General features: G+C 65.6%; 20 protein-coding genes. 13 read left to right on the top strand and 7 right to left on the bottom strand.

Annotation, left to right across the window (positions count from 1 at the left end):
* Positions 1 to 7 precede the first annotated feature (7 nt).
* The 4 genes from amrB (at position 8) to LVJ94_14050 (ending at position 4,839) form a co-directional block, all read left to right on the top strand.
* A complete protein-coding gene (gene amrB / locus LVJ94_14065; GenBank protein WXB08358.1) occupies positions 8 to 1,339 on the top strand; it encodes an AmmeMemoRadiSam system protein B in 1,332 nt (443 codons plus the stop codon).
* A gap of 24 nt (positions 1,340 to 1,363) precedes the next feature.
* Positions 1,364 to 3,358, top strand: coding sequence for a pyrroloquinoline quinone-dependent dehydrogenase (locus LVJ94_14060; GenBank protein ID WXB08357.1), 1,995 nt, complete (start codon positions 1,364 to 1,366; stop codon positions 3,356 to 3,358).
* A gap of 69 nt (positions 3,359 to 3,427) precedes the next feature.
* Positions 3,428 to 4,156: a winged helix-turn-helix domain-containing protein gene (locus LVJ94_14055; GenBank protein WXB08356.1), complete on the top strand. Its 729-nt coding sequence runs from the start codon at positions 3,428 to 3,430 to the stop codon at positions 4,154 to 4,156.
* 32 nt (positions 4,157 to 4,188) lie between these two features.
* Entirely contained in the window at positions 4,189 to 4,839 is a 651-nt protein-coding gene (locus tag LVJ94_14050) for a hypothetical protein (GenBank protein ID WXB08355.1), read from the top strand.
* Here the strand turns inward: LVJ94_14050 and LVJ94_14045 are convergent.
* Complete coding sequence (locus LVJ94_14045; protein WXB08354.1) at positions 4,836 to 5,177, bottom strand: helix-turn-helix transcriptional regulator; 342 nt, start codon at positions 5,175 to 5,177, stop codon at positions 4,836 to 4,838. The genes LVJ94_14050 and LVJ94_14045 overlap by 4 nt on opposite strands.
* 59 nt (positions 5,178 to 5,236) lie before the next feature.
* Between LVJ94_14045 and LVJ94_14040 the strand changes: the two genes are divergently transcribed.
* Positions 5,237 to 5,866: a flavodoxin family protein gene (locus tag LVJ94_14040; protein ID WXB08353.1), complete on the top strand. Its 630-nt coding sequence runs from the start codon at positions 5,237 to 5,239 to the stop codon at positions 5,864 to 5,866.
* 153 nt (positions 5,867 to 6,019) lie between these two features.
* The gene (locus tag LVJ94_14035) at positions 6,020 to 9,100 is read left to right on the top strand and encodes a discoidin domain-containing protein (protein ID WXB08352.1); all 3,081 of its coding nucleotides are present in this window, start codon (positions 6,020 to 6,022) and stop codon (positions 9,098 to 9,100) included.
* Between the two features lie 21 nt (positions 9,101 to 9,121).
* Here the strand turns inward: LVJ94_14035 and LVJ94_14030 are convergent, their stop codons facing one another.
* On the bottom strand, positions 9,122 to 10,597 hold the full coding sequence (locus LVJ94_14030; GenBank protein ID WXB08351.1) for a M20 family peptidase: 1,476 nt from the start codon (positions 10,595 to 10,597) through the stop codon (positions 9,122 to 9,124).
* Positions 10,598 to 10,638: 41 nt separating this feature from the next.
* Between LVJ94_14030 and LVJ94_14025 the strand changes: the two genes are divergently transcribed.
* The 3 genes from LVJ94_14025 to LVJ94_14015 all read left to right on the top strand — a co-directional run bounded on the left by LVJ94_14025 (position 10,639) and on the right by LVJ94_14015 (position 12,079).
* Positions 10,639 to 10,986 (top strand): MerR family transcriptional regulator, encoded by a 348-nt coding sequence (locus tag LVJ94_14025; GenBank protein WXB08350.1) that lies wholly within the window; start codon positions 10,639 to 10,641, stop codon positions 10,984 to 10,986.
* 125 nt (positions 10,987 to 11,111) lie between these two features.
* Positions 11,112 to 11,624 carry a nuclear transport factor 2 family protein gene (locus LVJ94_14020; GenBank protein WXB08349.1) on the top strand — a complete coding sequence of 171 codons (513 nt, stop codon included), beginning with the start codon at positions 11,112 to 11,114 and terminating at the stop codon, positions 11,622 to 11,624.
* A gap of 77 nt (positions 11,625 to 11,701) precedes the next feature.
* On the top strand, positions 11,702 to 12,079 hold the full coding sequence (locus tag LVJ94_14015; GenBank protein WXB08348.1) for a MerC domain-containing protein: 378 nt from the start codon (positions 11,702 to 11,704) through the stop codon (positions 12,077 to 12,079).
* Here the strand turns inward: LVJ94_14015 and LVJ94_14010 are convergent.
* On the bottom strand, positions 12,012 to 14,750 hold the full coding sequence (locus LVJ94_14010; protein WXB08347.1) for a M1 family metallopeptidase: 2,739 nt from the start codon (positions 14,748 to 14,750) through the stop codon (positions 12,012 to 12,014). The two genes, LVJ94_14015 and LVJ94_14010, sit on opposite strands and share 68 nt — an antisense overlap.
* 178 nt (positions 14,751 to 14,928) lie before the next feature.
* Between LVJ94_14010 and LVJ94_14005 the strand changes: the two genes are divergently transcribed.
* Together LVJ94_14005 and LVJ94_14000 are read left to right on the top strand one after the other, a co-directional pair.
* Positions 14,929 to 15,864, top strand: coding sequence for a diguanylate cyclase (locus tag LVJ94_14005; GenBank protein ID WXB08346.1), 936 nt, complete (start codon positions 14,929 to 14,931; stop codon positions 15,862 to 15,864).
* Positions 15,861 to 16,271 carry a GFA family protein gene (locus LVJ94_14000; GenBank protein ID WXB08345.1) on the top strand — a complete coding sequence of 137 codons (411 nt, stop codon included), beginning with the start codon at positions 15,861 to 15,863 and terminating at the stop codon, positions 16,269 to 16,271. The genes LVJ94_14005 and LVJ94_14000 overlap by 4 nt, the downstream gene beginning before the upstream one ends.
* A 6-nt stretch (positions 16,272 to 16,277) precedes the next feature.
* Here the strand turns inward: LVJ94_14000 and LVJ94_13995 are convergent, their stop codons facing one another.
* Genes LVJ94_13995 through LVJ94_13985 form a run of 3 tightly spaced genes read right to left on the bottom strand, consistent with a single transcriptional unit; the run spans position 16,278 to position 17,345 of the window.
* A complete protein-coding gene (locus tag LVJ94_13995) occupies positions 16,278 to 16,469 on the bottom strand; it encodes a hypothetical protein (protein ID WXB08344.1) in 192 nt (63 codons plus the stop codon).
* Between the two features lie 50 nt (positions 16,470 to 16,519).
* Entirely contained in the window at positions 16,520 to 16,882 is a 363-nt protein-coding gene (locus LVJ94_13990; GenBank protein ID WXB08343.1) for a hypothetical protein, read from the bottom strand.
* 1 nt (position 16,883) lies between these two features.
* A complete protein-coding gene (locus LVJ94_13985; GenBank protein WXB08342.1) occupies positions 16,884 to 17,345 on the bottom strand; it encodes a MarR family transcriptional regulator in 462 nt (153 codons plus the stop codon).
* Positions 17,346 to 17,517: 172 nt separating this feature from the next.
* Here LVJ94_13985 and LVJ94_13980 point away from each other — a divergent pair, with 172 nt between their 5' ends.
* The gene (locus tag LVJ94_13980) at positions 17,518 to 18,747 is read left to right on the top strand and encodes an HlyD family secretion protein (GenBank protein WXB08341.1); all 1,230 of its coding nucleotides are present in this window, start codon (positions 17,518 to 17,520) and stop codon (positions 18,745 to 18,747) included.
* A complete protein-coding gene (locus tag LVJ94_13975) occupies positions 18,744 to 20,327 on the top strand; it encodes a DHA2 family efflux MFS transporter permease subunit (GenBank protein WXB08340.1) in 1,584 nt (527 codons plus the stop codon). Before LVJ94_13980 ends, LVJ94_13975 begins: the two co-directional genes overlap by 4 nt.
* Here LVJ94_13975 and LVJ94_13970 read toward each other — a convergent pair whose 3' ends face one another.
* Positions 20,328 to 21,167: an AraC family transcriptional regulator gene (locus tag LVJ94_13970; GenBank protein WXB08339.1), complete on the bottom strand. Its 840-nt coding sequence runs from the start codon at positions 21,165 to 21,167 to the stop codon at positions 20,328 to 20,330.
* Positions 21,168 to 21,242 lie beyond the last annotated feature (75 nt).

Here is a 21,242-nt window from a genome sequence, read left to right as displayed (position 1 = left end):
CCTCGTTGTGCCCGATCCGCGTCACGGACGGGTCCTGGTCCTCCGCGATACGCATGGAATCGCGAGCGGACACGCCTGTATCCCGCCCGCGCTGGTGCCCGTGGTGGCGCGATTTACCGGGGAACACGCGTACGAGCACATTGCACGCGATGCGTCAGCCGAGGCTGGGGTGCAGATACCGGTCGAGCTCGTTCGGAAGCTAGCCGATGAGCTCGACGAGGCGCTTTTTCTGGATAGCCCAACCTATCACCGAGCCCGCGCCAACATCGAACGAGACTTTGCCACGGCTCCGGTGCGCAAGGCGGCCCATGCGGGCGGCGCGTACTTGGGTGAAGCGGCGGATTTGCGCAAGTACCTCGACGAGAAATGCTTGGGCCGCGCGACCTTGGACGATCTCGATGGGCACGGTCGGAGCATCGTCGGGCTGGTGGCACCGCACATCGATCCTTGGCGCGGGGCGTTGGGGTATGGGCAGGCCTACTCTGCGCTGGCCTCCCGGCTGCCTCCCGAGGCGGACACGTTCATCGTCTTTGGCACATCGCACGCGCCGATGCGCGAGCCGTTCGCGCTCTGTCGAAAGACGTTCGACACGCCGCTGGGTGCCGTTTCGGCGGACTTCGAGGCCATCGATCAATTGGCCGGCGCGGCGCGGTTCGATCCGTATGCGGATCAGTTCAACCACAAGCGGGAGCACTCGCTGGAGTTCCAAGTCGTCTTTTTGAAGCACCTGCTCGGCGAGAAGCCGATTCGCATCGTGCCCATTCTCGCGGGGTTGGGAGAACATCAAGCCAACGGTGGCGATCCCTCCGAGGACACGCACGTGGAGGCCTTCCTCGACGGGGTGCGAAACCTCGTCGAGAGCCGGCCGGGCCGGGTGGTCCTCATCGCGGGTGCGGATCTCGCGCACGTTGGCCCGAGGTTTGGCGATGCGCAGGCGATGAACGAGCGCGAACGCGCCCACTTGGAAAAGACGGACCGCGAATCGCTGGCACGGGCCATCGAGCGCGATCCCAGCGCCTTCTGGGAAGACGTGGCGCGCGATCTCGATACACGCCGCGTGTGCGGGCTCGCGCCCATTTACGCGCTGCTCAAGTCTCTTCCGGCGAAGACGGCATCCCTCAAGGCCAAAGTGCGAAGTGCCAATGGCCACGCGAAGACGCGCACGAATGGCAAACACGCCGGCCGAATCGGGAATGGCAACGGGAATGGCCTCGCAAATGGGAATGGGCATGGCCGCGGCAACGGCGCCGCGTATGCGCAGCTCTTGCATTACGAACAGACTGTCGACAAAGAGGATGGCTCGATTGTCAGCCACGCGGGCGTAGCGTTCTTCGAATAATGAAGGTAGTAACGCCGTATTCCTATGAACTTGCGGAATACGGCGTGCACGCTTGCCATGGGCGCGATTGCGCTCGGGGTCGGATCGAGTTGCAGGGAAGCCTCGTTGGAATCGCCGGAAGATGCGATTTCGACACGCGAAACACCCCTCGTTGCCGAGGGCGAGTGGCCCGGGTACGGGCGCGATCCCGGCGGCGCACGGCATTCGCCGCTGGCGCAAATTGATCGAAGTAACGCGGCGCGTTTGCAGCCGGTTTGGACGTACCGCACGGGCGACCTTGCCCAGGGGATCTTCCAGCCGAACAAAAGCACCTTCCAGGCAACACCGATTTACCTTTGGAATACGCTTTACGTGAGCACGGGCTTCAACCGCGTGCTCGCACTCGATCCCGAAAATGGCAAGCCGCGTTGGACCTTCGATCCAGGGCTCGACATCTCGGTGCCGCGTCCCACGGGGCTCACGTCGCGGGGCGTCTCCGCCTGGGAGGACGCGTCGGCGCCCGAGACGGCACCGCGCAAGCGGCGCATTTTCCTGGGCACGCTCGATGCGCGCTTGATGGCCCTGGACGCGATGACCGGGCGGCGGTGCGCGGGGTTCGCGCAAAACGGCAGCGTGGACCTCACGACGGGGCTCGCGAACGTCACGCCGGGGCGTTACGGGGTGACCTCGCCGCCGGCCATCGTCAACGGGGTCGTCGTGGTGGGCTCGATCGTGCTCGATGGCACCGGGGTCGATGTGCCGAGTGGCGTCGTGCGGGCATTCGACGTGCGCACGGGCGCCGAGAGGTGGCGGTGGGATCCCATTCCGCGCACGCCGTCCGATCCAGGGTACGAGGCCTGGTCGCACGAAGAGGTGGCACGCGCCGGAGCGGGCAATGTGTGGAGCCTGATGGCCGTGGATGCTGAGCGCGACTTGGTCTTTTTGCCCACGAGCTCCCCTGCCCCGGATTACTATGGTGGATTGCGCAAGGGCCCGGGGCCGCATGCCAATTCGCTGGTGGCGCTGCGCGCCTCGACCGGGGCCCTCGTTTGGGCGTACCAAGTCGTTCACCACGACATATGGGATTACGACATTGCGTCGCCCCCCTTGCTGACCGCGATTCCACGCGACGGCGCGCTCGTTCCATCCGTTGCCGTGGCAACGAAGCCGGGCCATCTGTTCTTTCTGAATCGCGATACGGGAATCCCCATTTTTCCGGTGGAGGAGCGCCCGGTGCCGGCGAGCGACGTTCCCGGCGAGGCGGCCTCGCCGACGCAGCCTTTTCCGAGCCTGACACCGAACCTCGTGGGCGACACGCACGTCACTCCGGACGACGCCTTCGGGCTCACCTTGCTCGACCGCCAATATTGCCGCGGGCTTCTGGCCAGTGCGCGCTCCGAGGGACTGTTCACGCCGGCCAGCCGGGGCAGCTCGATCCAGTTTCCCGGCCCCATCGGCGGCGCCCATTGGGGCGGCATGGCCGTCGACGAAGCGCGCGGATTGCTGATCACCAGTGTGAACCGCGTGGCCGACATCGTGCGCGTGATTCCGCGCAACGAATTGTACATTCCGCTGCCCGGGGAGATGATCTACGAGCAAGTTGGCACGCCCTACAAAGTCGGTCGGCGCGTTCCGCGCGGGCTCGAAATCGGCTTTCCTTGCACCCCGCCGCCCTGGGGCAAATTGGTGGCCGTGGACCTGGCCACCGGCGGCATCCGCTGGGACGTGCCCATTGGGCAGTTCGCGGAGGCCAAGCTGATTCCCGGCTCCGAGAAATGGGGCTCCATGCTGCTGGGCGGCCCCATCGTCACCGACGGCGGGCTGGTCATCGTGGCGGGCACGATGGACGACCGCATTCGCATCTTCGACATCGAGACCGGCAAAGAGCTATGGCGCGCCGACCTTCCCGCCGGCGGACAGGCCACGCCCATGACGTACCGCGCACCGAGCGGCAAACAGTTCGTCGTGATTGCGGCGGGCGGTAGCACCTACCTCTCGCGCCCGCCGGGTGATTACCTGGTGGCGTTCGCGCTTCCGTGAACCTTCCAAGCCCCGACGTTTCGATGGCCATCGAAGTGTCCGTGCCGGCGGGGCGCTATAATACCCGGCGTGCCCCACGAACTGGTCCTCCTTGCCTCACGCTTCGACGTCGCGAACTTCGGTGAGCTCGTCAGCGATCCGTCGCGGGTGATCATGCTGCTTTCGCTGATGGACGATCGCGCGCGGCCCGCCACCGAGCTGGCCCAGCTCGCCGGAATCACGCCGCAGACGGCGAGCTTCCACCTGCAGCGGCTCGTCGATGGCGGGCTTCTTCGCGTGGAGCCGTTGGGCCGGCACCGGTATTTTCGTTTGGCGGGCGAAGAGGTGGCCGAGGCCATCGAGGCGATCTCGCTGCTGAATCCCCCGAAGCCCGCCCGCGTTCCCCAGAGTCCCGCAAGGCTCGAGCTCACGCAAGCGCGCATGTGTTACCACCACCTCGCGGGGCGCCTGGGAGTGGCGTGGCTCGCGGGCATCGAGCAGGCGCGCTTTCTGCGCGTGCGCGACGGCGCCTTTGCGCTCACCAAGCGCGGAATCGCGTGGTTCGAGGAATCGGGGCTTTCGGCGCCACGCTGGCGCACGGTGACGGGGAAATTTTGCCTCGACTGGACCGAGCGCCGCCACCACTTGGGCGGCTCGCTCGGGGCGCTGCTCACGCGGCATCTCTTCACCATGGAGTGGATCGCGCGGCGAGGCGGAGGCGCCAACGCACCTGTCAGCCGCGCGGTGCGCGTGACCTCGAAGGGCCGGCGCGAGTTCGCGCGCCAGCTAGCCTTGCCGAATGACGTTCTTTCGAATTAAGGAGCCCGGCCCGTAGTAACGTGTGGCGGTTCATGGATCGTCCGCCGCCCATCGATTACCGAGCCGCACTCATCGACGTGGTGGCCGTTGCGCAGAGTGCGCGCTCGGCCACCTTGGGGTGGCGGGCCATCTGCGTGCGGGAACGGCGGCGGGTCGGCGCCAAGTGGATCGAGCCGCTGACGACACTCGATTTGGACGAGGACGCTGCCAAGCTTTCGCGCGGTGTGCATCAGGTTGCGCGGCGCGCCAGTCGTCAGGTGGACACGCTGGTCTTCGGCCTCTTCGACGGCATCGACGACGGGAGCGGCGCCTACGCCGGATACCACGTGGCGGCCATCGCGACCAAAGGGCGCGCGGCGAACGACTTCATGCGCGATCCCTGGAGCGCGGAACGCCACTTCCTCCGAAGCGACGTGCTCGACACCATCGTCAAGGCCGCAGGGCGCGCGCCGAGCGATGTGCGGCCACTGCTCGAGTATTCTCTTTGCTTCGGCGCCGCCGCCCTGACGAGCCGTTTCGCCGCGGGCGGGCTTTCACACCGCGTCGTGGTGGCCTTCGACGACGACTACGGCCGCGCGCTGCCCAACGATGCACCACGTTTTGCCGAGCTCGTTCCGGTGCAACCCGTCGCCGAAGACGTGACGGATCTCCAAATGGCCATGAGACTTTTGACGCGCGTTTAGGTGTGCTGCAAGAGGTAGTTCGCGTGCCACTCGTCGGCCACCGCGCCGAGAGCCTCCAGGGCCTGGCAGAGACGGCGCAGGCGCTCCGTGGCGCTGTAGGTGACCTGCGGCGGAATGGTCTTCTCCTCGTGCCGATCGACGAAGCCCTGCGCCTCCAGCATGCGCAGACGCTCGGTGAGCAGACGGGAGGAAATGCCCGTGATGCGCCGTTTGAGGGCGCCGAATCGGGCGGGGCCTTCTTCGAACAGGCTCCACACGATGGGCATGGTCCACGGGCCCGACAGGAGGGCGAGGAGCAGGTTCGTCGGGCATTCGAGCTGGGGGTTGCAGCGGATCATGGTGGTTACTCTTCCGTGCCTACTTTACAGCGAGGGAGCGGGGCGCAACATCACGCGGCATGAAGCTTCTCGTTCTCGTGGGCAGCCCGCGGCGTGCGGGCAACTCCGCCACACTCGCGCAGGCCGTGCAACGCGGCGCCGAATCCTCCGGGGCCGACGTCGCCGTTCGCTTCATCGACGACTTCGTCACGAGCTTTCTGCGCGACTGCCGCACCTGCCGCGGCCCGAACGGAGAATGCCAAATAGCCGATCGCTTCGCCGAGCTATTCTTCGAGGATTTTTTGCCCGCACACGGCGTCGTATTCTGTTCACCCATCTATTGGTACGGGCTGTCGGCCCAGACGAAAGCCTTTTTCGACCGCACCTTTTGCCACTATGCAGCATCGTCTCCACGCTCGGCCGAGGTGCTGGAAAAGATGGGACGCAAGCGCCTCGGGCTGGTGTTGGCCTCCGAGGAAACGTACCCCGGCGCGTCGCTGGGCATCGTTCATCAGATGCAGGAATTTTCTCGATACACGTATTCCGAGTTGGTGGGTGTCGTGCGCGGGGTGGGCAACCGGCGTGGAGAAGTCCAATTGGATCCGGTGGATCCGGTGCGCGAGGCGGAGCGACTCGGGCGCGAAATGTTCGTTCGCGCCTACTCCGATTACCGGCTCGACACACCGCGCAGCCCGCGCGTGTGGCCTTGACGGGGCGGGGAATTACCGCCTCGCGTTCGAGAAGCGGTGACTTGCGCGGCGTAACGCTTCTGATCGCAAACGTGTGCGGCTCCCCTTGACTGTGATGATGACGAGCATCATCGATTGCTCGCCGTTCGTCGTCGAAGCTCAAGGAGGCGTCTCATGTGGAAGCGATTCTTCGCGCGTGGTGCTGCCCTGCTGCTCACGGTTTTGTGCGTCGGTTTCATTCTCCAATGTGCGCAGGATGAGCCATCGAGCGGCGTCGCCGAATCGAAGGCGCTGGCCGTCTGTGGCGCCACCAATGCCGCGTTGAATCGGCCGACGACGTCGTCCTCGCAGGAAAACGATACGTTTTCCGCGGGCGCGGCCACGGATGGGAATGCCGGCACGCGCTGGTCGAGTGCCTTCAGCGACCCACAATGGCTGCAAGTCGATTTGGCCTCGAATCAATCGATTTGCGGGATCCAATTGAACTGGGAGGCCGCCTATGCCCGGGCCTACCAGATTCAAACCTCTTCGGATGGTGTGAATTGGAATACGGTCTACAACACGACCACCGGTGCTGGCGGGACGGAAGTTTTGACCGTAAGCGGGAATGGCCGCTATGTGCGCATGTACGGCACCGCACGGGGCACGGCGTACGGATATTCCCTTTGGGATTTCCAAGTGTTCACCGGAACGGGCAGCGCCGGGAACCTCATTTCGCCATTTCGACCGGTGATGGCCTCGTCGTGGGAGGGCGGCAACGCGCCGGGGGCGGCGCTCGATGGGAGGGCGACCACGCGGTGGAGCAGCCAGTTCAGCGATCCGCAATGGATCTCCGTGGACCTGGGGGGCAACGCCACCATCACCGGTGTGACCTTGAACTGGGAGACGGCCTACGCCACGGGCTACCGCATCGAAGTGTCCAACGACGCGGTGACGTGGAATCCGATTCATTCGACGACCACTGGAAAAGGCGGCGTCGAAAACCTGGCGGTGAGCGGCACCGGTCGTTACGTGCGGATGCTCGGAACCGCCCGCGCGACCGCGTATGGGTATTCGCTTTGGGAATTCGAGGTATACGGGAGCGTCGATACCTCGAGCAGCACGCCGCCCATGCTGTCCGGCCCCACGCGCGCCCCGGGCAACCTCGGGCAATTCGCACTTTCGGCTCCGGCCGACGGCGCGATGGTCACCAACACGCGCCGGCCCGTGCTCTCGTGGGCCAGCGTCCCCGGGGCCGTACGCTACGAAGTGTGGCTCAACGTCAGCCGCACGGATTATGACTTTGCGGCACCGGGACGGTTGCTCGATTGGTATACGAAGGTGGCCGAGCCCACGGGCACGAGCTACACGCCAACGTGGGATTTGCCCGACCGATGGACATACCAATGGTTCGTCGTCTCGGTGGACGGAGGCGGCGCGACCCGCGCGTCGAACCTTCGCACCTTCGGTGTGTACCTTCCCACGGTGAGCACGGTGGCGGACGGTGTACCCATCGTCGATGGTTGCCGCGATTCGAACAAAGACGGGGCCATTCAACCCTACGAGGATTGGCACCAGCCCGTCGAAACGCGGGTGAGCGACCTTCTGGGTCGAATGACCACCGAGGAGAAGGCGTACCAGATGTTTTACAATGCGCAGGTGTTTCCGCGGGCGGGTTGGCACTTCGGCCCGGCGCAGGCGCAGGATCTCCATGGGTACCTGCTGGCGTCGTCGGGCTCGCGGCTGGGTATTCCGTTCATCTCCGCGGGCGATACCATTCATGGATATCAAACGACGTATCCGACGCAGAGCGGGTTGGCGGCGGCGCGGGATTATCCTTTGGATTATGCGCTCGCGGACATGCAGCGCCGCGAACAGCTGGAGGTGGGCACGCGCGGTGTGCTCGGGCCGCTCGCAGAGGTGGGGACGAAGGTGATTTACCCGCGCATCCAAGAGGGTGGCGGCGAGAATGCCGATGTGGCCGCGGCGCAAGTTCGAGCCTTGGTGGCGGGGCTCCAGGGCGGGCCGGAGTTGAACCCGCGATCGGTCCTCGCCACGGTGAAGCATTGGCCCGGTGAGGGCGCGGGCGGTGAGGCGCTGATTACCTACGACGCGGTGACCATCAAGTACCATATGATTCCGTTTCGGGCGGCCATCGAGGCGGGCGCGGTGAACATCATGCCCGGGTACGCGGGCAGCTCGTACCTCGATCCGGGTGGGCCCGGCGCGGGCAACAGCGCGCCGATCCTGGCGTACCTGCGGCAGAATTTGGCCTACACGGGGCTCATCACCACGGACTGGCTCCCATCCGGCGCGTGGGTGAGCGCGGCCAACGCGGGCTCGGACGTCATGGGCGGCGCCGATCCCGGTGCTCCAGGGTATTCCATCGCGACCTTCCTCGCAGGGGTGCCGGCGAGCCGGATCGACGATGCCGTGCGGCGGGTGCTGCGTCTGAAGTTCAAAATGGGCCTGTTCGAGAATCCATACGGCGATCCGGTGAATGGCCCCTACCGGTTTCACACGCCCGCGTATGCGGAATTGGCCAATCGCGCGTCGCGCGAGGCCATGACCTTGCTGAAGAACGACGGCGTGCTCCCGCTGCGCTTGGCGGCGGGCGACAACATCGTCGTCGCAGGCCCGCGCGCCGCGGACGGAAACGCCTGCTGCATCTGGACGAGCTATTTCCACCAGGAATATGGCTCGCTGACGATATTCGACGCCATCAAGACGCGCGCCGCAAGGGCCGGTGTGAACGTGTATCAGGACACGGGCCCATCGCCCAAGTTGGCCGTGGTGGCGGTCGGCGAGGCCTCGTACACGCACGCCACGAATTGGGTCAAAGAGCAGCCGTACCTGCCGGCGGAGCAATTGGCCGTGATCCAAAATTTCCGAAACCAGGGTGTCCCCGTGGTCGTGCTGCTGGTCCTCCCCCGCCCCTACGTCATCAGCGATTGGCAAGGGCTGGCCAGCGCCATCGTGGTCACCTACCGCGGCGGCGAAGAAATGGGCCCAGCCGCCGCCAGTCTGCTCTTCGGCGACTACACCCCGCGCGGACGGTTGCCTTGGCAACTGCCTCGCAGCCTCGACCAAGTGCTGAAACCCGGCGGTACCGATGTATTGGCCGACGCCAACGAGGGCTGGGATCTGCCGTACGATCTAGGCGCCACCGACGCGGAGCGTGCGGACATTCGCACACGCATCAACGCAGGCCAGACGGTGCCGGGCACCTATGGGAATCCATTGTATCCGTACGGGGCGGGCCTTCAGGGCTGGTAGCTCCGGTTCGAGAGGCGCGGGCTATTCTCGTAGGAGCCGCTCGTAGAAGAGGACCGCCGTGGCCAAGCCGCCCACCGGGGTGCGCTCGTCCGTGCCGTGGACCCTCGGGAGATCCTGAGGGCCCACGACGAAGGGGCTGAAGTGATACACGCCCTCCGCAAGCGATGTGTAGTGGCGTGCATCGGTCGCACCCAGCACGAGGGTCGGCGCGACGATGGCTTCGGGAAAGAGCTCGCGCACGGCGGCTTCGATCGCGCGGAATGCGGGCGAATCGTGGGTGGATACGGGTGGAGGGTCGCTGGCGAAGGTGTCGTGCAGTTTGACCTGTACGCGGTCGTCGGCGACCGTTTGCTTCGCGTGGGCGAGAACACCTTCGACGGTGTCGCCCGGCAAGATGCGAAAATTCACGAGCGCACGGGCGGTGGCTGGCAACACATTGGCACGCACACCGGCGTGGAAAACCGTGGGGGCCGTGGTGGTGCGCACGGCGGCGTTGCTCGCCTCGTGGGTGGTCATCGCGGAGACGACGAGGGGGCTGAAGAGCCATAGGTTCGAGGCGACCACGCGTTTGCCGAAGGACAGATCGGGCGCGATCGCCTCGAGAAGCTGGCGCGTCATCGGCGTGAGGCGCGGCGGCATGGGATGCGCCTCGAGCCGATCGATCGCGCGCGCGAGGACGCCCACCGACGTTCGGGGCGGGGGCATCGACGAATGCCCCGTGGGGGTGTCCACGGCGAGCTCGATGGTGGCCATGCCCTTTTCCGTCAAACCGATGAGGGCCACGGGCGACGACGCCTCCGGCACGATCCCGTGCGTGACCATGCTGCCCTCGTCGAGCACGTACTCGAAGCGCATCCCCTTCGCCGCGAAGCTCGCCGCCATGGCCTTCGCGCCCGCCATGCCGCCGACCTCTTCGTCGCAGCCGAGGGCAATGACCACGGATCGCCGCGGTGTGACGTGCTCCGCCAGCAGCGCTTCGACGGCCTCCAGGATGGCCACCACCGAGCCTTTGTCGTCAATCGCGCCGCGACCCCACACGAATCCATCCGCGACCATGCCCTCGAAGGGCGGGTGCGTCCACGTGCCCTCCGTCCCGGGTTCCACCGGAACGACGTCCTGGTGCGCAGCCAACAGGATGGGGCGAAGCGACGGGTCGCTCCCGCGCCACGTGTACACGAGTGCGCGCCCGCCGATGACCTCGCGCGCGAGGGCCGCATGGACCTTCGGGTACGTCTCCGCGAGGTATCGCTGCAGGCCCTCGAACTGTGCCGCGTCGTCCTCGCTTGGCTCGGCGTGCGACACCGTCTTGAACTGCAGTGCCCGGGCGAGATGCTCCGCCACGCGCGCGGCATCGACCGCGCCTGCCCGCGCGGGGGAAGGTGCGGCCGCTCCGCGCCTCCCCTGCCGAAGTGTATTCGCGATTAGAACAGCGACGAGCACCAGAAGCATCGCCGCCACGACCTTCGATCCTCGTAGGAACACGCGCCGAAATCTCATCTTTCGGAAGTGTACACCTTCAAGTTAACTTCAAGGTCAAGATGCGAATCGGTGAGCTTGCAAAACGACTCGGCGTGGCCACGTCGAAAATCCGGTTTCTCGAGGCTCGAGGGCTGGTCCACTCGACACGCCGCCCAAGCCAATACCGCGAATACGACGAAGGCGCCCTCGAGCACCTCGAATTCGTCCTCCAGGCGCAATCGTTGGGTTTCACGCTCGACGAAATATCGCGCGCCTTGATCGAGGCGGGAGGCCGCAAGCGCCTACGCTGCCATGAAATGGTTCGCCGTTTGAACGCGAAGCTCGAGGAAATCGATACGCACATTGCACAGACGCGCGCGTTGCGCACACGCGTGGTTCGGATGATCGCGCGCCTCGAGGCGAGGTAGGCGTTCTCCAGCGCAAATCCTCGATGGTGATTGTGAAGCCTGTGTTCAAAGCCCATCCCGCGAGGCGGGCGTAGTCGCCGCCGCGCCGAGACCGCATCTTCGTCGATACAAAAGGAGGCCTTTCGATGAAGACGTTCTCGGGGACGAACTTGGCGGCTTTTGGTCTGGTGCTCACGCTCGCAGGTTGCTCGGTGGCCCCGCCACCTGCGCCCCACACGGCGCCATCGCATTCCACGCGCGCGCTGGTGCAGGAGCTTTTCGACGCGTACGCGCAAGGGAACTCCCGACCCTTCTTCGATCACGTGGCCGACGACGTGCACTGGACCATCACCGGCACCAACATGCTGTCGGGCGAGTACCATTCGAAGCGCGAGTTTCTCGACGCCACGTACGGTCGCCTTGCACGCGTGCTGAAGGGCCCGGTGCGGCCGGCGGTGCAACGGATCGTCGTCGAGGGCAACGATGCCGTCGTTCAATGGCGCGGCTCGTCGACCAGTGTCCAGGGTCAACCCTACGACAATGAGTACGTCTGGGTCCTGCGGTTCGACGGCGCACGCATCGTGGAGGTGACCGCGTACTTCGACGGAGGGCGCCTCGATGCGCTGTTCCGGGCCACGGAGCCGCGCCCCGGCGGGTGAAGTCGCAGCTAAGCTCGCCCATCCCGCATTGCGCGCGCCCCGGTTTGTGGCATCGCTCTACATGGCGAGGGCGCGCCATGATTCCTGTCAGACACATCGACAAGTTCGGCGTCTCGGGGTCGATTTTCGCGGGGACGTGTTCCCTGGAGCTTCCACCGTTCGTCGCGATTTTTCCCGCGCTGGGCTTGGGGTGGCTCTTGGACGAGGCGGTGATCCACCAGATGCTCTTCGTGAGCCTGGTCGTCATGTTCGCGGGCCTCGTGGTCGGTGCGCGCTACCACCGCAACCCCTTGGCGCTCGCCATGGCCGTCGTGGGCGCTGGCTTGCTCGCCTCGTCGATGCTCGTCTTCCATGGCCCGTCGACGACCTACGTCGGCATGGCGCTGCTCATCGTGGCGAGCTGGCTGAACGATTTGCTCGGCCGTCCCCTGTTTTACGACCGGACCCATCCTTGATCGCCGTCAGGAAGGCCGCGACGCTCGGCGCCTGACGCTCGCGGTATGCCGCGCACGTGTTCACCGCGTCGACCGCCCGCGCCACCCCGCGCGCTCCCCCGGCATGCCGCGCGGAGCGCTCGCGGAAAAACGACTCCACGTCGGCTGCATGGGCTGCGTCGCAAAACGACGCACCGACCATCTCGGGAAGGTCCGCGGCGAGGTCGAAGGTGCTGTCCTCCTTGGGAAGGCGCGCCATGAGAGCATCGTAGTGCTCCTTGACGAAATCGAATGCGACTTGCCGCGTCACCGGCGTCTTCTGCGTCTCCCAGAGCATCCCGGTCGATTCACGCACCTCGAAATCGTCCTGCAGAATCAACGCGAGCGCCGCGCGCAAGGTGTCCGGTTCGCGAAATTGCCCCATCGCGCGCAAAATCGAATTTCGCTCCTTGCGATTCGAAGCACCGCGCGCGCGGGCCGCATTCCGCATCAGGTCCAACATCGCACGATCGCCGGAGCGTGCTGCGATGTTGAGAACCGATTGAACCAAAGCCGGCGGAATGGTCCCTTGGCCGTTCAGCCAGCGCTCGGCCAAGGCCTTCGCCTCGGCGCGCAGTGCCGGATCTTCCCCGGAGTCGGCCACCAAGAGCAGCAACTGCGGACGCAGCAATGCCTCATCCTCCGCTTCGCCCGCGCGCGGGACGAACCCAAGCCGCTTCGCCCGTGCGCCGTACGTGTCGCGCACGAAGCGTGCGTAGTTCGGCGCGAGCGACTCGGGGAAAATCTGTGCAACCCGCACCTGCGCGACAAGGTCGATGGTGGCGGCCGCAACGTAGTAGGTCGGATCGTCAGCCAGCTTCGAAACCGCCGCCAGGACGTCGGCGTACGACGATGCGCCACTGCGCACCTGCGCCCCCAGATCGCCGAGAAGGGCCACCTTCTCGGCGCGCGTGAGCACCTGGGGCACCGCGAGCAACTTCGGCAAAAGATTGCCTAGGTAACGAACGCGGTAGTAGCCGTGGGCATCGGAATTGGCATCGACCCACGCGGGGCAGGTCGCCGCGTCGTCGAGCACGAGCTGCCCTTGCCTCGCGCCCATCAACGCGCACGACGTCGCCTCGCCGTGCTTTCCCGGATAGCGTGCGCACACCGGAATTTGCCATACTGCATCGGATTTGCCCGATTGCCCGAGATCCAGCGCGGGCGGGCGACCGGCCTCGCAGCGGAGCGAGACATCCACCTGCGGCACACCGGGTTGATTCAAAAAGGACGCGAAGGCCTGGACCGTCGACGGCGGTGCGCCCTGCAACGCCGTTTCGAGGAACTGCTCGGCAGAGGCATTTCCGTACGCATACCTCGCAAGGTAACGCCGGAGCCCCTGACGAAACGCGTCGCGGCCGATCCATCGCTCGAACATATCGAGCACGGCGGCGCCCTTCCCGTACATCTCCCGGGTCCAAACGTCGCCCATATCGTCTTTGCTCTCCATCGGCTGACGCAAGCGTCGCACCCCGGCGATGTCGTCCCCAGCCATGCCGCGCACCGTTTCGGCCGCGTGATACGCATCGTGGTGCCACTCGGGTTTCCAGGCGTCGACGATGCGATCGGAGATCCACGGGGCGAAGGCCTCGTGGAGCCACATGTCGTTCCACCACCCCATCGTCACCAGATTGCCGAACCATTGATGGGCGAGTTCATGCGCGGCCGTGGTGGCGTAACCGCGCTGAAATGCGCTCGTTTCTTCGTTCGGACGGGCCAGAAGGGACCTCTGCACGAACATGATCAGCCCCGGACTCTCCATGGCGCCGCCAAAAGAGGGCACGTCGACGAAATCGAGTTTTTCGTACGGATACGGCATATCCAAATACGCTTCGATTCGATTCAAGATCGGGCCCGTCACCTCTTTTGCAAAGCGCGCCTCGGCGCCCCGACCCCGCGGAACGATGATGCGAATCGGGACGCGGTTCTTCCCTGCAACACCCGCGTCCACCACATCGAACGGCCCCACCGCCATGGCCAACAAAAACGATGGGAGCGGCTTCGTTTCCGCGAACTGGACGACTTTGTGCTCGCCGGAAATCTCTTCGGAAATCACGGGCGCGTTGGCAAAGGCCACGTCTTCGCGTTTCACCTCGAGCCGGATCTTCCACGGCGCCTTGAACGACGGCTCGTCAAAACATGGAAAGACGCGGCGCGCGTCCATGGGCCCCATGCTCGCGAAGGCGTACCGACGCCCGCCTTCCTCCTGCTCGAACAATCCGTTTTCGCCGTTGGCCGCGATGGCCCCCGAGTAATCGATGCTCACGGTGGCCGCCCCCGCAGGCAGCTGCCTTGGCAACCGAATCCCCAGGAGGTCGTTCCCGACCTGAGTCACCTCGGCCTTCTCCCGGTTCACCGTGGCCTCGCGGATCGTGAGGCCCATGGCGTGGAGCCACAGCGCGTGGGTCGGTGCCCGCACGTCGAGGGCGATGCGCATGCGCCCCGTAAAGCGCGGCTCCGTTGGGAGCACCGTCAATGATGCGTCATACCGGGTGGGTCGAACCGTGTCGGAAAGACGCCAGCCAGGGGGCTCTGGCCATGGCACGGTGGGCGAGGCCGAAGCCGCGACCGGCGCGGCCTCGCGTGCCGGGGTGCAATTCACCAACGCAACGAACAGAGCGGCAACGGCCAGGGACGGGGAGAATGTGCGCATCACCCCCTGTCCTTCGGCCGCCTTACCCCGGAAGTTCGGGCCTTTTTGCTAATCACGCGGCGCCGGGAGTCAAGGAACCCCCGGAAAACGCAGTGCCGGAAATGGGGACCGGCATGGCACCTGCATTGTATCGCAGCAAAACATGGCTCTCGCTTCCAGTCGCATTGCATCTCCGGATATGTCCGAGATTCGCTTGGTCGCTGCACCGGCGATGAATATTCCATTGAAGGTACTCGTCGTCGACGACCACGCTGCCTTCCGCGACGCATTGCAGGAGCTGATCGAAGGCTTCGGACACGAGTGCCGCGTAGCCCGAGACGGCCAGGAAGCCTGGGAAATGCTGGAGAACGAGCCGGCCGATGTCGTATTGAGCGATTGGCAGATGCCGCGTATGAATGGGGTGGAACTTTGCCGCTCCATTCGCAAAGCCGACGGTGAAGGCCGCTACACGTATTTCGTCGTTTTGACGGGAATGACCGACAAGGCGCGTTTTCTGCGCGCCATGGAGGCGGGGGCGGACGGATGTTACGCGAAGGGATGCGACCCCAACGAGGTGCGCGCCCACTTGATTTCCGCGGGACGCCTCGTCGGCCTTCACCGACGTGCGTACCAGGCTGCGCGGACGGATGCGCTGACCCAGATCGCGAATCGTTTGCGTTTGGACGAGGATTTGAACGCGGTTTGGTCGCACGCCAAGCGTTACCGGCGCAGCTGCTCCTTGGCCATCGCCGACATCGACGGGTTCAAGAATTACAACGATCACTTCGGTCACCTCGCCGGCGACGACGCGCTCCGTCGGATTGCGCGCACGTTGCGCCAAGAGGTCCGCGAGGTGGACACCGTCTATCGTTACGGCGGCGAAGAGTTCTTGCTGCTGCTCCCGGAGCAGTCGCTGGCGTCGACGAAGCTGGCCATGGATCGCGTGCGCGAGGTCGTCGAAAAGCTGGCCATCCCGAGTCCCTCGGCGCGGGGCGTGGTGACGGTGAGCGTCGGTGTGGCGGAGTTGAACCTCGCCACCGACGCAGACCCTTCGGCATGGATCCATCGCGCCGATGGCGCGCTCTATCGTGCAAAGGCGCTCGGGCGCAACCGCGTCGAGGTCGACGCGCGATGAACCGCATGCTCGCCGGCAAATGCTTTTGCGGCGCCGTGCACTATGCGGTGGCCGACGCATTCCTCTACGCGGCCAATTGCCACTGTTCCAATTGTCGGCGAACGACGGGGTCGGCGTTCAAGCCCTTCGCCGGCATCGAGCGCGACAAGCTTCGCGTCACCCAGGGTGGAGACCACCTCGCCCTCTTCGGCGAGGTGGATGCGAACGATACGCACTGCACGACGTGCGGCTCGTTGCTTTACTCCGTCGTCCGCGATGGCCAATTCGTGCACGTTCCCATGGGCACCTTGGTGGACGACCCCACCATTCGTCCGACGCACCACATCTTCGTGGGCTCCAAGGCACCCTGGTTCACCATCACGGATACGTTGCCGCAATACGAGGGGCACGTGCCCCATCAGGACTAGCCGGAATTAACTGGCGAGCAGGCGCCTCGATACGACGAACGTGAGCACGCCGCCGCCCAATCCCGCGACGCTCGCCGTCGCCACCCTGGCGCCCGACGAGAGGCGATCTTCCGCGCTGGCGTAGCCGGCAAAGATGATCAACGACAAACCTACGAACATGATCACGTAACCCGCGATATCGCGATACAGTTTCTTCATTGTATTTTCTCCGTTTTGAAAAGCCGTTTGCTCGTCGGAAACGGAGAGGCTCAATTCAGAAAGACCATCAAACGCGAGCGCGCACGCGACGGTGGAAGCGCGAAGGGCGGCGCGGTGCACGGCTCGCTCGGCAGCAAAAGACGCGCGCACGCGAGCATTCCCCCGCGCGACGGGACGAAGGCATCGCTGGAAGGCGCAGCGCCCGCCCCTGCGTGCGGCGAGCGCGGAGAGCGCGTCCTTTCGAGCCGAATCGGCGAAGGCGCGCGCGCGTAGTGCGTGTCCCGCTCGGGGGCGCGTTGAATGCGATCGGGCGCGGACAGCGGCCACACCGAGGCCGCGCCGGCCGGCGACGCGCGAAGGAACACGAAGAGCACGGCCAGTAGGCCGAGCACCATCGCGAGCCATCGTTTCACGTCACGGATCACGGAAAACGTCTAGCCGGTCACGCACCAAGGTCAAGGTGCGGGTCAGGGATTCCAGGTCGGCGTCGCTCAAGCCTTCGCAGAGCTTCGAGATGCGCCCCAAGTGATCGGGCAGCATATTCTCGAGAACCGAGCGCCCTTTGGGCTGCAGGTGCACGAGCACGACGCGGCGGTCGGCGGTGTCGGGCCGGCGCTCGACCAAACCTTCGCGCTCGAGCCCCGCAACCAGCCCCGTGACGGTCGCCGGGCGCACACCCAGCCCGCTGGCGATCTCGAGCGGGGTCAGCTGCTGGCCCTTCGCCTTCATCAGGAGGATCAGCAGCACGAACCGCGATTGCGAGAGGCCGTGGCGCCGAAAATGGATGGCTTCCGCCTCAGCGAGCTCATCCAGAACGATGCTCAGCGTGATGAAAGCGAGCACAGCACGTGGGGCGGCGCCGTACTGGGTCGCCATGGCGTCGATGGCCTCGTACTGGGGCAGCTCCCGGCGAGGGATCGGCTCGGAAATGGGATGACGCGGGGTTTGGCGATGACCTTGACTCATGTACTTAGGTCCCTAAATATATGGCGCCTAAACATTCTGTCACCCGGGGTTCCGACCCCGAAAAATCCGCGAGCTCATTGCCATGGACATCGACTCTACCATGCCCGCCACGGCGCCCGCCGTTCACACCCCCGCTGCCGAGGCATCCTCGCCGCCGAAAAAACGCCGTATCGCGCTGGGAGTGACCGCCCTGGTCGTGGCGGCGTCGGCCGCGTACTGGTACCGCGGCACCTTCTACGAGGAGACCGACAACGCGCAGGTCGACGGGTACATCTCCAACGTCGCGTCGCGCGTGGCCGGCACGGTGGTGGCGGTTCACGTCGACGACAACCAGGCGGTGACGGCGGGCCAGGCACTCGTGGAGCTGGACCCGAAGGATCTGCGCGTGGCGGTCGCCCAAGCGAAAGCCTCGCTGGCACAAGCCGAGGCGCAGCTCCGCGCCGAAGAGCCCTCCGTGGCCATCACCGAAACGACGAACGCCACGCTGGTGGCCACCACGACGAGCGACGTGGCCTCCGGGCGCGCGGGCGTGGCGGAGGCCCTGCGCTCGGTCGCGCAGGCGGAGGCGCAGTTGAAGCAGGGTGAGGCCAATTACAAGCTTGCCCAGCTCGATCTGGAACGCGCCGAGCGGCTCTACCAAACGGGGGCCGTGGCCAAGGCCGAATACGACAGCAAAAAGGCGGCTGCCGATGCCCAGACGGCGAACGTGCAGGCGTTGCGCGAAACGGTGGACGTGACCCGGCGCCGGGTCGAGGACCAAACGGCGCGCGCGCGGGCCGCCGGCAGCCGCGCCCGCGAAGCGACGGTGAATGCGTCGCCGCAGCTCGAGGCGAAGCGCGCCACGGTGGCCCTGCGGCAGGCGAACGTGGAGGCCAACAAGGCCGCGCTGGAGCAGGCGGAGCTCAATTTGAGCTACGCGAAGATCCCGGCGCCGGCGGGCGGCGTCATTGGAAAGCGCTCGGTCAACGTCGGCGATCGCGTGAACATCGGCCAGCAGCTGCTCGCGCTTGCGCAGACCGACAAGGTGTGGGTCACCGCCAACTTCCGCGAGACGCAGGTCACGCGCATGCACCCCGGACAACACGTGAAGGTGTACGTCGATGCACTCGACCAGCACTTCGAGGGCGAGGTGGAAAGCCTCGCTGCCGCCACGGGCTCCCGCTACAGCATTTTGCCGCCCGAGAATGCCACGGGCAACTACGTCAAAGTCGTTCAGCGGCTGCCGGTGCGCATTCGCTTGCTGCCGGGTCAGCAGGGCCTCGAGCGGCTGCGGCCGGGCATGTCGGTGGAGCCCGAGGTCCGCGTCAAATGAGCCAGGCGAACGCGGTGCCGGACGAGGGCTGGCACCCGGGGCACAACCCGATGTTGATTGCCCTCACGGTCACCATGGCCACGTTCATGGAGGTGCTCGACACGAGCATCGCCAACGTGGCCCTGCCCCACATGGCGGGCAACCTCTCGGTGAGCCAAGCGCAGAGCACGTGGGTGCTCACGGCGTACCTCGTATCGAACGCCGTGATTCTGCCGATCAGCGGATGGATCTCCGCCCGCATCGGCCGAAAACGCTTCTACATGTCGTGCGTCGCGCTCTTCACGATTAGCTCGTTCCTGTGCGGCATCGCGCCCAATCTCGGGTCGCTCATCTTCTTTCGCGTCCTGCAGGGCATCGGCGGCGGCGGGCTCGGGCCGAGCGAACAATCGATTTTGGCCGATACGTTTCCCCGCGCCAAACACGGTATGGCCTTTGCCATTTATGGCATGGCCGTGGTGCTGGCGCCGGCCATCGGCCCCACCCTCGGCGGGTTCATCACCGACAATTATTCGTGGCGTTGGGTCTTCTTCATCAATGTGCCCGTGGGCATCGTGTCGATGATCCTGACCAACAAGATGGTGGTCGACCCGCCATGGATCGCCCAGAAAAAGAGCACGCCCGTCCCCATCGACATTGCGGGGCTGACGCTCATCACCGTGGGGCTGGGAAGCCTGGAGGTCGTCCTCGACAAAGGGCAGGAAGAAGATTGGTTCCATTCGCCCTTCATCTGCGGCTTTGCCCTGGTCTCCGTCGTTTCGCTGGTGGCCCTGGTCCTGTGGGAGCTCAGAACGAAGCATCCGATCATCGACGTACGGCTTTTCAAAGATCGCACGTTCGCCGTGGCCTGCGGCATGATGTTCATGCTCGGTTTGTCGCTGTTCGCGACGACGTTGCTTCTTCCGCAGTTCACCCAAGTGATGCTCGGTTACTCGGCGCAGCAGGCGGGTATGGCGTTGTCCCCGGGCGCGGTGTTGGTCATCTGCCTGATGCCCTTCGTCGGGAAGACGGTCTCCAAGAGCGACCCACGAAAGATGATTGCGTTCGGCTTCTTCGTGCTCTCCATGGCGATGTTCTACATGTCCCATCGGCTTTATCTGGGCATCGATTTCAAGCATGCGATGCTCTTTCGCGTGTATCAGGCCTTCGGGCTCGCATTCCTCTTCGTGCCCATCAACACGCTGGCCTTTTCGTCCGTTCCGCCCGCAAAGAGCAATGCGGTGTCGGGCCTCATCAATCTATCGCGCAACATGGGCGGCGACATGGGCATCGCGCTGGTGACCACGATGCTGGCCCGGAGCGCCCAGGTGCATCAGGCGGAGTTGACCACGCACACGACCCTGTTCGATGCGCCGTTCCGCGACCGCTTGGCGGGCATCACCGCCGCCCTGCAGGCCGCGGGGACGAGCGCGGCCGATGCCACGCTCAAGGCCTACCGCGCGATTTACGGCACCGTGCTCGGGCAGGCGCAAACGATGGCGTACATGGACGTGCTCTACATCTTGGCGTGCGGCACGGTACTGATGGTCCCGCTCACGTTTTTCATGAAGCGCGCCCGGGGCCCGGCCAACATGGGGCACTAATTAGCGCCGCTTGGACGCGCGCCAGGCGGCGGGGGTGGCGCCGTGCGCGCGGCGGAACATGCGGATGAAGTGCGTGGGATCCGCGTACCCGACGCGCTCGGCGATGACGTCGACCATCTCGTCCGAGTGGAGCAGCATGCGGCGGGCCTCGGCCATGCGGCCGGCGACGATCCACTCGACGGCGCTGCGGCCGGTGGTCTGCGAGAGGGCGGTGGTGACGTACGCGCGACTGCGCCCGACGGCGGCGGCCACGTCGCCCAGTGTGATGCGCTCCAGGCAGTGTCGCTCGATGAAACGGAGTGCGTCGGCGACGATGCCCGCGGGCTTCGAGGGGCTTGCCTCCGCGCGGGCAGCACGCTCGACCTCGTACAAGACGAGGGTCAAGAGGCTATGCGCCACGGCGCGCGATTCGCCGTACCGTGCGGGCTCGGTCGCCTCCTGAAGCTCGGCGAACAGCGACTCCAGGAAGGCATGGCGCGCGCGGGGCACGCGCACGACGGGTGAGCCTCCCGCGCGCACGCGCTCGAAGGGACCGAGCAAGATACCCGCGTCCTCGGCGGCGAAGCATGACGCGCAGAAGCCAAGGCTCCATGCTTCGAAACCTTCGCGCGCGATGGCCCGATGCGGTAGGCCTGCGGGCACGAGCAGGGCCTCGCCCGCCTCCAAGGTCCACGCATCGGGCTGCTCCATGCGCAATCGACCCGCGGTGCAGAACTCCAAGGCTGCGAACTGGTGCGTCACCCGCTCCGCGCCGGAGCGCGGAATGTCGAGCGGGCGGCGCCTCGCCACGAAAATGGGCGCGCCGCCACCACGGAGATCATCGCGTTGGATCGGGTGCACGGCCATATGGCCAAGATGCCTCGGCCGCGCGCGTCACGCCAGAGCGTCCGTAGCCCGGCGATGCGTTCCTATCGA

It is taken from the genome of Sorangiineae bacterium MSr11367 (genome assembly GCA_037157805.1).
In the GTDB taxonomy this organism is placed as follows: domain Bacteria; phylum Myxococcota_A; class Polyangia; order Polyangiales; family Polyangiaceae; genus Pendulispora; species Pendulispora rubella.
Note: the sequence above shows the minus strand (reverse complement) of the source record. Positions and strands in the feature narration are given on the sequence as shown.

Excerpts from the sequence above, each read along its gene's own strand:
- LVJ94_14060 (WXB08357.1), top strand. The coding sequence starts at position 1,364 with ATGAACTTGCGGAATACGGCGTGCACGCTTGCCATGGGCGCGATTGCG.
- LVJ94_14050 (WXB08355.1), top strand. The coding sequence starts at position 4,189 with ATGGATCGTCCGCCGCCCATCGATTACCGAGCCGCACTCATCGACGTG.
- LVJ94_14045 (WXB08354.1), bottom strand. The coding sequence starts at position 5,177 with ATGATCCGCTGCAACCCCCAGCTCGAATGCCCGACGAACCTGCTCCTC.
- LVJ94_14040 (WXB08353.1), top strand. The coding sequence starts at position 5,237 with ATGAAGCTTCTCGTTCTCGTGGGCAGCCCGCGGCGTGCGGGCAACTCC.
- LVJ94_14035 (WXB08352.1), top strand. The coding sequence starts at position 6,020 with ATGTGGAAGCGATTCTTCGCGCGTGGTGCTGCCCTGCTGCTCACGGTT.
- LVJ94_14030 (WXB08351.1), bottom strand. The coding sequence starts at position 10,597 with ATGAGATTTCGGCGCGTGTTCCTACGAGGATCGAAGGTCGTGGCGGCG.
- LVJ94_14025 (WXB08350.1), top strand. The coding sequence starts at position 10,639 with ATGCGAATCGGTGAGCTTGCAAAACGACTCGGCGTGGCCACGTCGAAA.
- LVJ94_14020 (WXB08349.1), top strand. The coding sequence starts at position 11,112 with ATGAAGACGTTCTCGGGGACGAACTTGGCGGCTTTTGGTCTGGTGCTC.
- LVJ94_14015 (WXB08348.1), top strand. The coding sequence starts at position 11,702 with ATGATTCCTGTCAGACACATCGACAAGTTCGGCGTCTCGGGGTCGATT.
- LVJ94_14010 (WXB08347.1), bottom strand. The coding sequence starts at position 14,750 with ATGCGCACATTCTCCCCGTCCCTGGCCGTTGCCGCTCTGTTCGTTGCG.
- LVJ94_14005 (WXB08346.1), top strand. The coding sequence starts at position 14,929 with ATGTCCGAGATTCGCTTGGTCGCTGCACCGGCGATGAATATTCCATTG.
- LVJ94_14000 (WXB08345.1), top strand. The coding sequence starts at position 15,861 with ATGAACCGCATGCTCGCCGGCAAATGCTTTTGCGGCGCCGTGCACTAT.
- LVJ94_13995 (WXB08344.1), bottom strand. The coding sequence starts at position 16,469 with ATGAAGAAACTGTATCGCGATATCGCGGGTTACGTGATCATGTTCGTA.
- LVJ94_13985 (WXB08342.1), bottom strand. The coding sequence starts at position 17,345 with ATGGCGACCCAGTACGGCGCCGCCCCACGTGCTGTGCTCGCTTTCATC.
- LVJ94_13980 (WXB08341.1), top strand. The coding sequence starts at position 17,518 with ATGGACATCGACTCTACCATGCCCGCCACGGCGCCCGCCGTTCACACC.
- LVJ94_13975 (WXB08340.1), top strand. The coding sequence starts at position 18,744 with ATGAGCCAGGCGAACGCGGTGCCGGACGAGGGCTGGCACCCGGGGCAC.